The 15257-nt window shown below is 59.3% G+C and carries 14 protein-coding genes; 2 read left to right on the forward strand and 12 right to left on the reverse strand.

The genetic code is table 11. The features are described 5' to 3' along the window. Positions 1–18: 18 nt before the first annotated feature. Complete coding sequence (locus HU749_RS28555; protein ID WP_014340745.1) at positions 19–1377, reverse strand: glutamine synthetase family protein; 1359 nt, start codon at positions 1375–1377, stop codon at positions 19–21. 40 nt (positions 1378–1417) lie between these two features. Continuing rightward, a complete protein-coding gene (locus HU749_RS28560; RefSeq protein ID WP_079303007.1) occupies positions 1418–2194 on the reverse strand; it encodes a gamma-glutamyl-gamma-aminobutyrate hydrolase family protein in 777 nt (258 codons plus the stop codon). A gap of 278 nt (positions 2195–2472) precedes the next feature. On the opposite strand from HU749_RS28560, the gene HU749_RS28565 reads away from it, so the two are divergent. Together HU749_RS28565 and HU749_RS28570 are read left to right on the forward strand one after the other, a co-directional pair. Then, positions 2473–3849, forward strand: a complete 1377-nt coding sequence (locus HU749_RS28565; RefSeq protein WP_003177396.1) for a glutamine synthetase family protein — start codon at positions 2473–2475, stop codon at positions 3847–3849. Between the two features lie 242 nt (positions 3850–4091). Then, positions 4092–4727: a TetR/AcrR family transcriptional regulator gene (locus HU749_RS28570; RefSeq protein ID WP_079303008.1), complete on the forward strand. Its 636-nt coding sequence runs from the start codon at positions 4092–4094 to the stop codon at positions 4725–4727. A 131-nt stretch (positions 4728–4858) separates the two neighbouring features. Here the strand turns inward: HU749_RS28570 and HU749_RS28575 are convergent, their stop codons facing one another. From HU749_RS28575 to pabB, 10 genes are all read right to left on the reverse strand, one after another. Next, positions 4859–5074 (reverse strand): TOBE domain-containing protein, encoded by a 216-nt coding sequence (locus HU749_RS28575; protein WP_003177394.1) that lies wholly within the window; start codon positions 5072–5074, stop codon positions 4859–4861. A 25-nt stretch (positions 5075–5099) separates the two neighbouring features. Beyond that, a complete protein-coding gene (gene ssuB / locus HU749_RS28580; RefSeq protein ID WP_095963621.1) occupies positions 5100–5906 on the reverse strand; it encodes an aliphatic sulfonates ABC transporter ATP-binding protein in 807 nt (268 codons plus the stop codon). Then, positions 5903–6685, reverse strand: a complete 783-nt coding sequence (ssuC, locus tag HU749_RS28585) for an aliphatic sulfonate ABC transporter permease SsuC (RefSeq protein ID WP_014340750.1) — start codon at positions 6683–6685, stop codon at positions 5903–5905. Before ssuC ends, ssuB begins: the two co-directional genes overlap by 4 nt. A gap of 7 nt (positions 6686–6692) precedes the next feature. Then, entirely contained in the window at positions 6693–7841 is a 1149-nt protein-coding gene (gene ssuD, locus HU749_RS28590) for an FMNH2-dependent alkanesulfonate monooxygenase (protein ID WP_003206647.1), read from the reverse strand. Positions 7842–7865: 24 nt separating this feature from the next. Further along, positions 7866–8831 (reverse strand): sulfonate ABC transporter substrate-binding protein, encoded by a 966-nt coding sequence (locus HU749_RS28595; protein WP_014340751.1) that lies wholly within the window; start codon positions 8829–8831, stop codon positions 7866–7868. Between the two features lie 91 nt (positions 8832–8922). Beyond that, positions 8923–9516, reverse strand: coding sequence for an NADPH-dependent FMN reductase (ssuE, locus tag HU749_RS28600; protein WP_046063207.1), 594 nt, complete (start codon positions 9514–9516; stop codon positions 8923–8925). Between the two features lie 306 nt (positions 9517–9822). After that, entirely contained in the window at positions 9823–10461 is a 639-nt protein-coding gene (locus HU749_RS28605; RefSeq protein ID WP_024617266.1) for a peroxiredoxin, read from the reverse strand. A 345-nt stretch (positions 10462–10806) separates the two neighbouring features. Then, a complete protein-coding gene (locus HU749_RS28610; RefSeq protein WP_186649296.1) occupies positions 10807–12342 on the reverse strand; it encodes an MFS transporter in 1536 nt (511 codons plus the stop codon). Continuing rightward, a complete protein-coding gene (locus tag HU749_RS28615) occupies positions 12342–13226 on the reverse strand; it encodes a prephenate dehydrogenase dimerization domain-containing protein (RefSeq protein ID WP_186649299.1) in 885 nt (294 codons plus the stop codon). Before HU749_RS28615 ends, HU749_RS28610 begins: the two co-directional genes overlap by 1 nt. Continuing rightward, positions 13219–15255, reverse strand: a complete 2037-nt coding sequence (gene pabB / locus HU749_RS28620) for an aminodeoxychorismate synthase component I (RefSeq protein WP_186649302.1) — start codon at positions 15253–15255, stop codon at positions 13219–13221. Before pabB ends, HU749_RS28615 begins: the two co-directional genes overlap by 8 nt. Between the last annotated feature and the right edge of the window lie 2 nt (positions 15256–15257).

A 15257-nucleotide genomic window follows, 5' to 3' on the forward strand; every position in this document is an offset into this window, starting at 1 on the left:
GCAGCCCCGCCCGGCGCTTCAGACGGCAAAGAGCAGGAATTCCCGCTCCCACGAACTGATCACGCGCTTGAAGTTTTCATGCTCGGCCCGCTTGACCGCGACGTAGCCTGTGATGAATTTCTTGCCCAGGTATTTCTCGATGGTGGTGCTGTTTTCCATGCGTTCCAGGGCGTCTTCGATGGTCAGCGGCAAACGCAGGTTGCGGCGTTCGTAGCCTCGGCCCACCACCGGCGCACTCGGGTTGATGCCTTCGACCATGCCGATGAAGCCACACAGCAGGCTGGCGGCAATCGCCAGGTACGGGTTGGCATCGGCGCCCGGCAAGCGGTTTTCCACCCGACGGTTCTGCGGCCCGGCATCCGGCACGCGCAGACCCACGGTGCGGTTCTCTTCGCCCCACTCCACGTTCACCGGCGCCGACGTATCCGGCAGGAAGCGGCGGAACGAGTTGACGTTGGGGGCGAACAGCGGCAACAACTCGGGGATGAATTTCTGCAGGCCGCCGATGTGGTGCAGGAACAGCTCGCTCATGGTCCCGTCTTCATTGGAGAAGACGTTCTTGCCGGTTTCCTTGTCGATGATGCTCTGGTGCAAGTGCATCGCACTGCCCGGCTCGCCGGTCATGGGCTTGGCCATGAAGGTGGCAGCCACGTCGTGCTTGAGTGCCGCTTCGCGCATGGTGCGCTTGAACACCAGGATCTGGTCGGCCAGGGACAGGGCATCGCCATGACGGAAATTGATTTCCATCTGCGCCGTGCCGTCCTCGTGGATCAGGGTATCGAGGTCCAGCTCCTGCAGTTCGCACCAGTCGTAGACGTCTTCGAACAGCGGGTCGAATTCGTTGGCCGCTTCGATCGAAAAGGACTGGCGGCCGGTTTCCGGACGGCCGGAGCGGCCAACGGGCGGTTGCAGCGGAAAGTCCGGGTCATCGCTGCGCTTGGTCAGGTAGAACTCCATTTCCGGCGCGACGATCGGCTGCCAACCCTTGTCGGCGTAGAGCTTGAGTACTTTCTTGAGCACGTTGCGCGGCGACAGCTCGATGGGGTTGCCCTGCTTGTCGTAGGCGTCGTGGATGACCTGGGCTGTGGGCTCGATGGCCCAGGGCACAAGGAATACTGCGTTCTCGTCCGGGCGGCAGATCATGTCGATGTCGGCAGGGTCGAGCAGTTCGTAATAGATGTCGTCTTCGACATAGTCGCCCGTAACGGTCTGGAGCAGAACGCTCTCGGGCAGGCGCATGCCTTTCTCGGCGATGAACTTGTTGGTCGGCGAGATCTTGCCCCGGGTGATACCGGTGAGGTCGCCAATCATGCATTCGACTTCTGTGATCTTGTGGTCTTTCAACCAATCGGTGAGCTGGTCGAGGTTGTTACTCATAAATGCCTCTAGGCGTGAGTTTCCTGACTGCTATTAGTCGTCAGGCGTTGTTTGACGCATCGGCGTCGCGTTGTGTTGCCCTTGCTCGGCAGGCATCGCCAAATGCCTGGAAAATCGCAAGGTAATGCGGGTTAGAGCTTACCTCCCATTCGGGGTGCCATTGCACACCTAAAGCAAAAGCCTTGCCTCCTGGCACCGAAACCGCCTCGATCAGGCCATCGGGGGCCACCGCTTCGGCTCGTAACCCAGGCGCCAGACGCTCGATACCCTGGCTGTGGATCGAATTGACCGCTATCTGCTCAGGCAGCCCCAGGCCTGACAGTACGCCGCCAGGCTGGATATGCACGGCGTGGGCAGGACCGTATTGGACATCCACCGCTTGAGTATCGTCTTCACGATGATCGATGAACGTTCCGACTTCATGAACTTTCTGATGCAGGCTGCCGCCAAAGGCTACGTTCATCTCCTGGAAACCTCGGCAAATGCCCAGCACCGGGATGCCCGCCTCGACAGCGGCGCGGATCAGCGGCAAGGTGGTGGCGTCCCGTGCAGGATCATGAGCAGTGCCCGGCGAACTGGCCGGGCCTTGGTAATGAAAAGGTTCTACATTGGAAGGAGAGCCGGTAAAGAGAATACCGTCCAGGGCGTCCAGAATATCGGACGGCGGGAACAGATCCGCCAGGGACGGAAGCAGCACTGGCAGGCCCTTGGCGGCTGTCGCGACAGCCCGGGAATATTTATCGCCACTGATGTGATAAGCATGCAGACCAATCTGCCTGGAGCAGGTGGTGACGCCGATTAACGGCAGGCGAGACATGAAGCACCCCGGTATTATTGCTGTTATGGGTTTGAATCGAGCTTAGCCTTGTTCATTTTTTTACACAACACCCCCGTAAAAAATACAACACGGCCCGCTCAAGCCTGCGGGCGCCAAGCCCCGTAAAGGGAAAAAAACGCCCTAAATTGCCTCAAAAAAGCCCTGCAGGTGCTTTTTTAGGGCAAAAAAGGCCCTGCTTGACTTCGGCATGCCGTTCGGGTTGACTGGCTTTCGAAGAGATCAATGATTGATATTTTTAACAACAAAGGTGTTGCATCATGTCGGTACCCCCGCGTGCCGTTCAGCTTAACGAAGCGAACGCGTTCCTTAAGGAACATCCTGAGGTTCTGTACGTTGACCTTCTGATTGCGGATATGAATGGTGTGGTGCGCGGCAAGCGCATAGAACGCACCAGCCTCCACAAGGTTTACGAGAAAGGCATCAACCTGCCGGCCTCTTTATTTGCCCTGGATATCAATGGCTCTACGGTGGAAAGCACCGGCCTGGGTCTGGACATCGGCGATGCCGACCGGATCTGCTATCCAATCCCTGACACCCTGTGCAACGAACCTTGGCAGAAGCGCCCCACTGCGCAACTGTTGATGACCATGCACGAACTCGAAGGCGAACCTTTCTTCGCCGACCCGCGTGAAGTCCTGCGCCAAGTCGTGACCAAGTTCGATGAACTGGGCCTGACCATCTGCGCCGCATTCGAGCTGGAGTTCTACCTGATCGACCAGGAGAACGTGAATGGACGCCCACAACCGCCTCGCTCGCCGATCTCCGGCAAACGCCCGCACTCGACCCAGGTCTACCTGATCGATGACCTCGACGAATACGTCGATTGCCTCCAGGACATTCTGGAAGGGGCCAAGGAGCAAGGCATTCCCGCCGACGCCATCGTCAAGGAAAGTGCCCCGGCGCAGTTCGAAGTGAACCTGCACCACGTGGCCGATCCGATCAAGGCCTGCGACTATGCGGTCCTGCTCAAGCGTCTGATCAAGAACATCGCCTACGACCATGAAATGGACACCACCTTCATGGCCAAGCCTTATCCGGGCCAGGCGGGCAATGGTCTGCACGTCCACATCTCGATTCTTGATAAAGATGGCAAGAATATTTTTGCCAGCGAGGATCCCGAGCAGAACGCCGCACTGCGTCACGCGATCGGCGGTGTGCTCGAGACCCTGCCCGCGCAGATGGCTTTCCTCTGCCCGAACGTCAACTCCTACCGTCGTTTCGGCGCACAGTTCTACGTGCCGAACTCGCCGACCTGGGGCCTGGACAACCGCACCGTGGCCTTGCGCGTCCCTACCGGCTCGGCCGATGCCGTGCGCCTGGAGCACCGCGTCGCCGGTGCCGATGCCAACCCCTACCTGCTGATGGCCGCCGTGCTGGCGGGCGTACACCATGGCCTGACCAACAAGATCGAGCCCGGTGCGCCGGTGGAAGGCAACAGCTACGAGCAGAACGAGCAAAGCCTGCCGAACAACTTGCGCGATGCCCTGCGCGAGCTGGACGACAGCGAAGTCATGGCCAAGTACATCGACCCGAAATACATCGATATCTTCGTGGCCTGCAAGGAAAGCGAGCTGGAGGAGTTCGAACACTCCATCTCCGACCTCGAGTACAACTGGTACCTGCATACCGTGTAAGCGGTTGTGGTAAACAAGAAACGCCGCAGGCCTTATGGCCTGCGGCGTTTTTTTGTATCTGGGGGGATGGCCGCCTTCGGCGGATCGCGAGCAAGCTCAGCTCCCACAGGGGTTCTTCGTGATCATTTGGTCTGATTCACAATGTATTGCTCTGTGGGAGCAAGGCTTGCCCGCGATGAGGGCCTGGCAGACAACACAGAAATCGACTCGTACAATGCCCGGCAGCCCCGCAGGAGACGTCCATGACGCGCATCGCCACCCCCCGCAAACCCCGCGCACGCAGCCAGGCCCGGATCGACACCATTCTTGATGCCGCCCGTACGCTGCTTGCCGCCGAAGGCGTGGCCAGCCTGTCGATCTACAGCGTCGCCGAGCGCGCCGGGATCCCGCCCTCTTCCGTATACCACTTCTTCGCCAGCGTCCCGGCCCTGCTCGAAGCCCTGACCGCCGACGTCCATGCCGCCTTTCGCGCCTGCCTGCAAGCACCGATCGATCATGGGGCGTTGAACCATTGGCACGACCTGTCACGGCTGGTGGAACAGCGCATGCTCGCCATCTACAGCCAGGACGCTGCCGCCCGCCAGCTGATCCTGGCCCAGCACGGCCTGACCGAAGTCACCCAGGCCGACCGCCAGCACGACCTCGAGCTGGGCGACCTGATGCATAAGGTGTTCGACCACCATTTCGAGCTGCCGAGCTTGCCCAAAGACGTCGACGTGTTCGCCCTGGCCATGGAACTGGGCGACCGCGTCTACGCCCGCTCGGTACAACAACACGACCAGATCACCCCGCGCATGGCCGAAGAAGGCATGCGGGTGTTCGACGCGTACCTGGGGCTGTATCTACCGCCGTATCTGCCCAAGCGTGAAGCCCCCTGATCCATGTGGCGAGGGAGCTTGCTCCCGCTGGGTCGTGAAGCGGCCCCCTTCCAACCTCACTAAGCGTATTCACCGGCCATCCAAAAGCCCCGAAGGGCTCACGCCGTCCGGGGCTGTGGGTGACGCATCGCTCACAACTTGGCGATAGACACCTCGGTGGATTTGACGAAGGCAATCACTTCGCTGCCGATCGCCAGTTCCAACTCCTTGACCGAGCGGGTGGTGATGACCGACGTGACAATGCCCGAAGCGGTCTGCACGTCGATTTCCGACAGCACGTCGCCTTCGACGATTTCCTTGATGGTGCCTTTGAACTGGTTGCGTACGTTGATGGCTTTGATAGTCATGGTGTCGATTCCTGTCTGGATGAAGTTATTGCGCCCAACGCAGTTGCGTGGGCAAGGGTGAAACGGGTTCCGGTTCCGGCGGTTGGCCGGGCAAGGACAGCACACGGTTGAGGACTTCGGTTTCCAGGCTCGCCAAGCGATGAGAGCCGCGAACCCGTGGGCGTGGCAGGTCGATGGGCAGGTCAAGGCCGATCTGGCCGTCCTCGATCAGGATCACCCGATCGGCAATCGCTACCGCCTCGCTGACGTCGTGGGTCACCAGCAACACCGTGAAGCCGTGCTGCTGCCAGAGGTGTTCGATCAGTTGCTGCATCTCGATGCGGGTCAGTGCGTCCAGCGCCCCCAAGGGTTCATCGAGCAGCAACAGGCGTGGCTGATGAATCAGCGCGCGGGCCAGGGCCACCCGTTGCTTCTGTCCGCCGGACAGCGCCGCCGGCCACTCATGGGCGCGGTCGGCCAAACCGACGGCTTCCAGTGCCTGCAGCGCCTGCGGGCGCCAGTTGCCCTTGAGCCCGAGGCCGACGTTGTCGATGATTTTTTTCCAGGGCAGCAAACGCGCTTCCTGGAACATCAACCGCGTGTCCTGTTGCGCGGCACTCAGCGGCGCCGAGCCCGCCAACAGTTGGCCATCGGTGGGTTGATCGAGCCCGGCCAGCAACCGCAGCAAGGTACTTTTGCCACAGCCACTGCGACCGACCACGGCCACGAACTGCCCGGCCGGGATATGCAGGTCGATATCACGCAATACCTGGCGCGTGCCGAAGGTTTTTTGCAGCTTGCGCACCGCCAGCGGTATGCCCCGCAGCAGGCGCGGAGGTTGTTGAGCGGTCATGCGGCACCTCCCTTGTTCACTTGGTACGCCGGGTGCCAGCGCAGCCAGACCCGCTCAAGCCCACGGGCGGCAAGGTCGGCCAATTTGCCCAGCACGGCGTACAAAAGGATCGCCAGCACCACCACATCGGTTTGCAGGAACTCCCGGGCATTCATCGCCAGATAGCCAATGCCGGCGCTGGCCGAGATGGTTTCCGCCACGATCAGCGTCAGCCACATGAAACCCAGGGCAAAGCGCACGCCCACCAGGATCGAAGGCAGGGCGCCAGGCAGGATCACCTGGCGAAACAGCCTGAAGCCGGACAAGCCGTAGCTGCGGGACATTTCCACCAGCGCCGGGTCGACGTTGCGAATGCCGTGGTAGGTGTTGAGGTAGATCGGGAACAACGTGCCCAGGGCCACCAGGAAAATCTTCGCCGACTCATCAATGCCAAACCACAGGATCACCAACGGAATCAGCGCCAGGTGCGGGATGTTCCGGACCATTTGCACGGAACTGTCCAACAGACGTTCGCCCCATTTCGACAAACCGGTGATGAAGCCCAGGGTCAGGCCGATGCCACCGCCGATCAGAAAGCCCACCGCTGCGCGCCAACCGCTGATTGCCAGGTGCGTCCAGATCTCGCCGCTGCGCACCAGGTTGACCCCGGCCTCGATCACGGCCACGGGTGCTGGCAGGATCCGCGTGGACAACCAACCGGCCGACACCGACAGTTGCCATACCGCCAGCAACAGCAGAGGCACCGCCCAGGGCGCGAGGGTGTGGATGATTTTCTTCATGGCCGCCTCAGCTCTGGGACGCGGCTTTGGGAAGAATATCGTTGGCGACCATTTCACCGAACGGGCTCACATAGCCCTGGCTTTTCGGTAATTCCGGGCGCTCGACGTCCAGGTGTGGGAACAACAGTTCCGCCACACGATAGGACTCTTCCAGGTGTGGATAACCGGAGAAGATAAAGGTGTCGATGCCAAGGTCAGCGTATTCCTTGACCCGTGCCGCCACGGTCGGACCATCGCCCACCAGCGCCGTACCGGCCCCGCCGCGAACCAGGCCGACGCCGGCCCAGAGGTTGGGGCTGACTTCCAGCTTGTCGCGACGGCCACCGTGCAGGGCGGCCATGCGTTGCTGGCCCACCGAATCGAAGCGCGCCAGGGACGCCTGGGCACGGGCGATGGTGTCGTCGTCCAGGTGAGAGATCAGCCGGTCGGCCGCTTGCCAGGCCTCGGCATTGGTTTCCCGCACGATCACATGCAGGCGGATGCCGAAGCGTACCGTGCGCCCCAATTTTGCAGCCTTGGCCCGTACTTGTTCGATCTTTTCCGCCACGGCAGCAGGCGGCTCGCCCCAGGTCAGCACCATTTCCACCTGCTCGGCTGCCAAATCCTGGGCGGCTTCCGACGAGCCACCGAAATACAGCGGTGGACGCGGTTGCTGGATCGGCGGATAGAGCAGCTTGGCGCCCTTCACACTGATGTGCTCACCGTCGTAATCCACGGTTTCGCCTTCCAGCACCCGGCGCCAGATGCGGGTGAATTCCACCGACGCCTGGTAGCGTTGTTCGTGGTCGAGGAACAGGCCGTCGCCGGCCAACTCATCCGGGTCGCCACCAGTCACCAGGTTGAACAACGCACGCCCGCCGGACAACCGGTCGAGCGTCGCGGCCTGACGCGCGGCCACTGTCGGGGAGATGATCCCGGGGCGCAGGGCAACGAGGAATTTCAGGCGCTGGGTCACCGGAATCAACGAAGCGGCCACCAGCCAGGAGTCCTCGCAGGAACGCCCGGTGGGGATCAGCACGCCGCCGAAACCCAGTCGATCCGCCGCCTGGGCGACTTGTTGCAGGTAACCGTGATCGACGGCGCGGGCGCCTTCGGCAGTGCCAAGGTAATGGCCGTCGCCGTGGGTAGGCAGGAACCAGAAAATATTGAGGCTCATGGAGTGGTCTCCTAAGGGATCGAATTACTGCGCGTTCGCAACGGCCGCCGGCGGCGTCCAGATCACGTCCTTGATGCTCAAGGGCTTGGGAATCAATTTGAGCTGATAGAAGCTGTCGGCGATTTTCTGCTGCGCCGCCACCACCTCCGGCGTGAGGAACAACGCCCCGTAGCCTTGGCGTTTCACCGCCGTCAGGGTGATGTCCGCCGGTAGGCCAAGCAGCGGCGATACTTGCTTGGTCACGTCTTCAGGGTTGGCCTTGGACCACTCCCCCACTGCCCGCACCTCTTCCACCAGCGTCGTAATGACCTGAGGATTTTTTTGCGCATAGGGTTTGGTGGCGAGGTAGAACTGGTGGTTGTCGACGATGCCTTTGCCGTCACGCAGGGTGCGTGCCTGCAACTGCTGTTCAGCGGCCGCCTGATACGGATCCCAGATCACCCAGGCGTCCACGCTGCCACGTTCGAACGCGGCGCGGGCGTCGGCCGGCGGCAGGAAAACGGTCTGGATATCGGAATATTTCAGACCGGCATCCTCCAACGCCCGCACCAGCAGGTAGTGGACATTGGAGCCTTTGTTCAGCACGACTTTCTTGCCCTTGAGATCTTGCACCGACTGGATGGCCGACCCCTTGGGCACCAGGATGGCCTCGCTGGTGGGCGCCGGTGGCTCGTAAGCGACGTAGAGCAGGTCGGCGCCTGCGGCCTGGGCGAACACCGGTGGGGTTTCACCGGTCACGCCAAAGTCGATGGAGCCGACGTTCAAGCCTTCAAGCAGCTGCGGGCCGCCGGGGAACTCGGTCCATTGCACATCCACGCCTTGGGCTGCGAGGCGTTTTTCCAATGTTCCCTTGGCTTTGAGCAGCACTAGGGTGCCGTACTTCTGATAACCGATCCGCAAGGTCTCGGCTTGAGCTTGAGTAATGACGCCGAGGGACACAGCCGCAGCAAACAGAGCGACCAGCCCGCGACGCAAAATGACAGTGCGCATGGCGCCTCTCCTTTTTGCTGTGGGGTTTTGGCTGCACCTGCTGGGCCGTTGGCGGCTGAGTAAGGTGAAGTTGAATCAGGGAGTAATCGGGTCAGATGCTCCAGCGAGCACTCAGCAAACGTTCGTTCAGTACACGAGGGTCCAGCGGCTTGGGCCGACGGGCCATGGCGCTGAAAAACTGTTCCAGCGCCTCGTCCAGACGCTGTTGCAATGCTGGCGTCAATTGCGCCTGGGCACTGCCTTCGCCATAAGCGATCTGGCTGTCCTCGGCAAAGATCCCATGGAGCATTTCCTGGGCCTTGAGCGCGGACAACACCGGCTTGAGGGCGTAATCCACCGCCAGCATGTGGGCGATGCTGCCGCCGGTTGCCATCGGCAACACCACTTTATGGGCCAGGGCGCGCTCAGGCAGCAGATCCAGCACAGTCTTCAGCGCACCGGAAAAAGACGCCTTGTACACCGGCGTGGCAATCAACAGGCCGTCGGCATTTTCGATCTGGGCCAGCAGGTCGACTACCTTGGGGCTATCGAAGCGGGCATGGAGCAAATCCTCGGCGGGGAAATCGCGCACCTGATAGCTCACCACTTCCACACCTTGCTGCTGCAACCAGCGTTGCGAGCGCTCCAGCAGCACCCCGGAGCGGGAGCGTTGGCTGGGACTGCCACCGAGTAAGACGACCAACATGCCTGCTATTCCTTAACTGTCACGTGCGATTCGCGGTGGGCGATCTCGCTGCATGGGTCAAACCATAACAGGGGATTAATATATCTTTAAATCATATTTATTCATTTGGTTATGCGATTTTGAGATATGCAATTCACTTTCCTTGGCGCAATAAAAAAGGCCGTCGAAACGGCCAAAACCCTTGGTGCACAGTGATCTCCCTGTGGGAGCGAGCTTGCTCGCGATGGCGGTGTATCAGTCGACATCGACGTTGGCAGATCCGATGCCATCGCGAGCAAGCTCGCTCCCACAGGTTCAGGTGTTGCGTCAGCGATTGGGCTGCGGGGTGAGGCGCAGGTAAGGCTTCACGGCGCGGTAGCCCTTGGGAAAGCGCTGCTTGAGTTCCTCTTCGTCCTTGAGCGACGGCACGATCACCACTTCATCACCGTCCTGCCAGTTGGCCGGGGTGGCGACTTTATAGTTGTCGGTCAATTGGAGCGAGTCGATCACCCGCAGGATCTCATTGAAATTGCGCCCGGTGCTGGCTGGGTAAGTAATGGTCAGGCGGATTTTCTTGTTCGGGTCTATCACGAACAAGGAGCGCACGGTCAGCGTGTCGCTGGCATTGGGATGAATCAGGTCGTACAGGTCGGACACCTTGCGGTCGGCGTCGGCCAGGATCGGAAAGTTGACCACGGCGTTCTGGGTCTCGTTGATGTCCTCGATCCACTTGTGGTGCGAGTCCACCGGGTCCACCGAGAGGGCAATGGCCTTGACCCCACGCTGGGCGAACTCGTCCTTGAGCTTGGCGGTGAGGCCCAACTCGGTGGTGCACACCGGGGTGAAGTCCGCCGGGTGGGAAAACAGCACGCCCCAGCTGTCGCCGAGCCATTCGTGGAAGCGAATCTTGCCGGCGCTGGAATCCTGTTCGAAGTCGGGGGCGATGTCGCCGAGTCTGAGGCTCATGGTGCGGCTCCTGGATGGTTGTTGTGGGACCAACTGTGCACCGGTTTTCATTGCTTTAAAAAGAATGAATACCCATTTATTTAGATCATTAGTGAATATAAAAAACTGTTCACTGGCGCCCTGGCGCATAGCGGCCCAAGATCATTTCCGAGGTTCGAGAAGGCCTCGAGTTGCTGAAAAGAGGAGAAGGTTCGGGGAAGGCTACAGGGGTGGGCCAGACCCGAAACGCAAAAGCCCCACCCGGCGTGATGCCGGGTGGGGCTTTTTTTGCCTGCGTTTTTGGAGGTAATACCCCAGGGGAGCGAGTTTGCTCGCGATGAGTGGCTTACGCTCCATCGTCTGAGTCTATGGGCGTCGACTTTCAACTGGATCCGGGGAGCTACGCACTCGCAGATAACGGTATGTAACCAGTGCAAACAGCACAATCAAACCAGTCATAAGAGCACTTGTCATCATGACCCCCTCCCTGAACGCGCCATCGGCTATTTCCAGAATCTGCGTTGCAACATGGGAAGACTGGGTTTGACTGATGGCGTGTGCCCCTCCCAGGGTTGATGCTGCAGCAACTACTTCCTCGGCCACTCCCTCGGGTATCGCCAACGACAACCGATACAAAGCCGCTACGCCCCCGCCAATCAATGTGGTACCCAACACCACGCCAACCTCATAAGCCGTCTCACTGACGGACGAAGCGCTACCGGCGCTGTCTGCCGGAACCGCGCCTAACACAAGGTCATTTGACACTGTAGTGATTGCAGCAATGCTGACATTGAGTAACACGAAAGCCAGCCCCACCGTCAGAGCAGTGGCGGCAAACAGCGCCATCACCGCAAAGGCTGCCGCGGCAACCAGCAGGCACCCGGTAATGACCTTGTTCGGTGCGTTTTTTTGAACCACAGGCACGACGGCGAGGCCGGCGATGATCGCCAGTATTTGCCCCGGCACGAGTATCAAGCTAGCCAACAACGGGGATAGCCCAAAGACCAGTTGCAACAATTGAGTGGCAAAGAAGATGAACCCGATGAGCAAGCCCAGGCTCACAAGGTTCGTCGCAATGGACACGCTGAAGACAGGAGAAGCGAACAACCTAAGATCCAACAGCGGCTGTTCCAACCGTAGCTGGCGCCGAACAAAAGCCACGCCCAACAAGACTCCCGACAGCATCCAGAACAATACTTGGCCACCAAAGCCAACCGTGGCCAGATGCTTGAGAGCCAACATCACACCCGTCATGGCGCCCAGGCTCAGTACGATACTCAGGTAATCGGTCGATCTGCCCGGTTGCCTTGGCGACTCGGTGATCATCGGCGCCAAGAGCAACACTGGCAGCAGGAATGGCAAAGCAACCAGGAAAACTGACTGCCAATTGAAATACTGCAACAGTACGCCACCCAGCAACGGCCCCAATGCCGAGCCGATGGTCAGACAAGTTGCCCAGACAGCCACCGCCAAGCGCCGCTCCTCACGATCCTCGAATGCGGTGCGAATCAGCGCAAGGGTCGCAGGCAGAATCATTGCGCCGAAACACCCCAACAGCGCCCGTCCCGCGATCAAGTGCCAGGCTTGCTGTGAAAACACTACGCCAACCGACACCAAAGCGAACCCGGCACAGCCTAGGCAAAGCATGCGCCGATGACCGAAGCGATCACCAGAACTGCCCATGGTCACCAGTAACCCCGCCAGCACCAAAGAATAGGCATCGATCATCCACAGCTGCTCGGCAGCAGACGGATTCAGCGCGGCGGTGATTCGAGGCAAGGCGAAATTGAGGATTGTGTTATCGATAGTCACCAAAAGAACCGGAAGCATGATTACCAGCAAAGCTGCGCCCTTCGAGCGGTCCTTGATAATGGAAGCAAGGGGGGTTGCCGCTCCGTGCATCAGTCGTTTCTCCTTGAAGAACTCAGTACGTTGAAGAGCGTTTCGCAGGTTTTGCCATAGACGTCGACATACGCACCCAGCTGTCGCTGCACGGCATTCAACTCGTCGGCAAAGGCCGACGGCGTGTCACTCCTGCATAGATGATCAAGGAAAGCCAGGCTGGCCGACAGTTGATCACGCTGCTGCTGTCCTGCACTGTTGTGTTTCTGGATATCCCAATAGATGACAGGGGCGTTGTGCAGGATTCTGGCCGCCAGGCTAAGCATGGTTTTCATAGGCGGCGGCGCCACTGCATGGAGCGTATCCATGTCGCATCCTGATCGCTCCAAAGCAAAGGCAAACGCCAGAATCGCCGCGTGAGGCAGAGCTTGGCATACGGCCATCACTTGATCATGTTCATCGGGGGACAACCGTGTAACCCGCATTGCATTCGCCTGTAAAAGTGTTGCCAGCCGCCCCCCTGCTTCACTTTCTTGCCGCTCGCACAGCACTACTGGACGACCCGTGCAATCAAGCGTCGGTGCGAACATCGGATTGATACCAACCGAAGCCACCCCGGGAAACAACTCGGCAGCCCTACTCTGGAACGGTGCCTGCACAGAGCATGTGTTGACTATGACGTTCACGGACGGTATCTGTTCGACGAAGCACTCCAGCCCCCGTATTGCGACGTCCTCAGGTAGCGCGAAAATGATGACGGTGGCGGCCTCAAGTAGCTCGGGCACTCGCTCGGGCATGTTGAGCACATCTATCACACAGTGGTCGAGCGGAGCTCGCGGAGGGACGACATCAACCACCGTGAGCGTGTTCTCAGTTTTGCTCAAAATCCCGGCGATGAAGCTACCGACCATACCCGCTCCGCCCAGGATCAGTACGTTATCCAATGGTTATCCCCTTACCTCTAATGCTGTGAAACGGCACGCTAGCCTTGACTAGAGTCTCGTGCATTTCCTCTTCCGGATCCGAGGCAGCAACAATGGCTCCACCAATGCCGAAACGGGCAATGCCATCCTTAATTACTGCGGTCCGGATCACGATACTTAGGTCTGTGTAGCCATCAAACCCGATCCAGCCCAAAGCCCCCGAATAGACTCCGCGGGCCGAAGACTCAAGTTTGTCGATGATTTCCATGGTGCGTACTTTCGGCGCACCGGTCATGGAACCACCGGGGAAACAGGCTCGGATCGCCGTGAATGATCTGACCCCAGCACGCAACTGCCCTTCAACAGTCGAAACCAGCTGATGTACCGAGGAGTAGCTTTCAATATCAAAGGCCTTAGGTACCTTCACCGATCCCGGCACGCAGATACTGTTCAGATCGTGGCGCACCAGATCGACAATCATCAGATTCTCTGCCCGGTCCTTTGAAGAGCGCGCCAGATCTCGCTTGAGCGCTAGGTCTAGCTCAGGGTCATCGCCTCTGGGTCGTGTACCCTTTATTGGCCGGGAAGTAATGCGACCTGTCGCATCAATCGTAAGGAAAGTTTCGGGAGACGCACTGAGAATCGAAAACGTCCCAGTGTTTACATAGGCCCCATAAGGCACCGGGCTGATACGACGCATACGCAGATAGATACTGAGAGGATCATCCATACAGTGCAGACTAGCTCGGTTTGTAAGGCAGATTTCGTAGGATTCACCATCAACAATCTGCCGCAGACACGCACCTACCTTTGCCATATAAGTGCTTGAGCAATCAGCCAACCCCAGCGAAGACTCAGCCACAGGGCCAGGGGTGAAGAGTGTGTTGTCGGCTTGTATGTCATCACTCGCAGGCTGCAAAGCGAGACGCTCGCCCCATAGATGACACAGATAGGTTATTTCGCTTGAGTGGTCGAGGACCAGCATATTCTGTGGCAGGTAGAACAGGGCATCGGGTAATTCCGACACGTGTGCGTTGCGTACGCCTACCAAAGCCTTCAACTCGTAACCTAGGTAACCAACCAAGCCGCCCTTGAAGGGGAACGGAGCTTCCTGCTGTTGTCCTGCTCCCAACAGGTCGACAATCTCCTCCATCAAACGGAAGAAATCCCCTTCGATAGTTGCGCGCCCTACGGGCCCCTCGATTGACAACAATCGGCGATTGACGTCATAGGCAAACACCAACGCAGAATCGCGATCACAGGAACCCATCAGCGAATACCTTGCCTGCGGCCGATCAGAAAGTTCGCTGTCAAGCCAGAACGCAGCCGGCTTACCAGCGAAATTCGCGCCGAAGAGCTGAGCCGGAGTGGGTGAATGTCCCAAGCGCTCGAACTCGAATGACAACCGCGTCGGTCCGCCTGCCGTCTGAAGTGCCTGGAGCACCGGGCTACGCGTGGCAAAACTTCGGCAGCTCTGAGCCTCGCCAACCAGCCGAACGAAGTTGCGGATGATCTGCAAACCGAATTCCGAATCGATTGACTCCGGGTGAAACTGCACGCCCCAAATTGCCCGCTCACGATGTGCCAGGCCCATGACTAGGCCGCAGTCCGAACGTGCTGTCACTTCTAGACAAGGAGGCATCTCAGTGCATACCAGAGAATGGTAACGCACGACTTCAAAGCCTTGCGGGATGCCCTCAAAGAGATCGGTACCGGCATGACTGATACAGGTCCGATAACCATGCACTGGTCTGGGTGCATGTTCGACCGTACCGCCAAAAAAACAGTTGATGCCCTGATGCCCCAGACATACACCAAGGATTGGAACCGTCGCGCACTCCAATACATCGCGGCATACGCCGAAATCAGCGTTACGGGCAGGATGTCCCGGCCCCGGCGATAGTATCACCGCGTCATAGTTCGTCAGATCGAGCAACTCGAACGGCGTGGTGTTTGGTACGACTTTCGGCTGCTTACCTGACGCCTCATAGACATATTGGGCAATATTGTTCGTAAAGGAGTCGAAGTTATCGACAATCAAGGCGCGCATGC

It is taken from the genome of Pseudomonas ogarae, assembly GCF_014268695.2.
Lineage (GTDB): Bacteria > Pseudomonadota > Gammaproteobacteria > Pseudomonadales > Pseudomonadaceae > Aquipseudomonas > Aquipseudomonas kilonensis.